Below are 488 nucleotides of genomic sequence, written 5' to 3' on the forward strand. Positions count from 1 at the left end.
CCGGCGTACAAGGCCACCCTGGACAAGTGGGGCCTGGGCACCGGCGCCATCTCCAGCTCCGAGCTGCTGAAGTAACGCCATGGCCGGTACGACGTTGCGACACAGAGGTCCGACACCCCCCACCGGCCCCACCGGCCCTACTGGGCCGGCCGGCCCCGCCGGCTCGGTGCCGGCGGCGGCCGACAAGCCGCGGCTGCACCGCCGCGGGCTCTGGGAGTATGCCGCGTGGGCGCTGTGCGTGCTGGTCGTGGCCGGCCTGGCGCGCACCCTGACCAGCAACGAGCACTACGAGTGGGACGTGGTCGGGCAGTACTTCACCGCCCCCACCGTGCTCAAGGGCCTGGGCCTGACCCTGGTGCTGACCGCGCTGACGATGTTCTTCGGGACCATCCTGGGCCTGCTCATCGCGATCCTGCGGGTGTCCAAGGTCCGCCCGGTGCGGCTGCTGGCCTCCGGCTACATCACCTTCTTCCGGGGCACCCCGGTGC

1 protein-coding gene is annotated in these 488 nt (G+C 71.9%); it reads left to right on the top strand.

The features are described from left to right. Positions 1 to 166 precede the first annotated feature (166 nt). Positions 167 to 488 (top strand): ABC transporter permease subunit (locus ACR9ZK_RS21670; RefSeq protein ID WP_481344027.1); only part of this gene is annotated, 322 nt, incomplete at its 3' end.

The sequence above is a fragment of the Monashia sp. HAY1-5C genome, assembly GCF_056755255.1.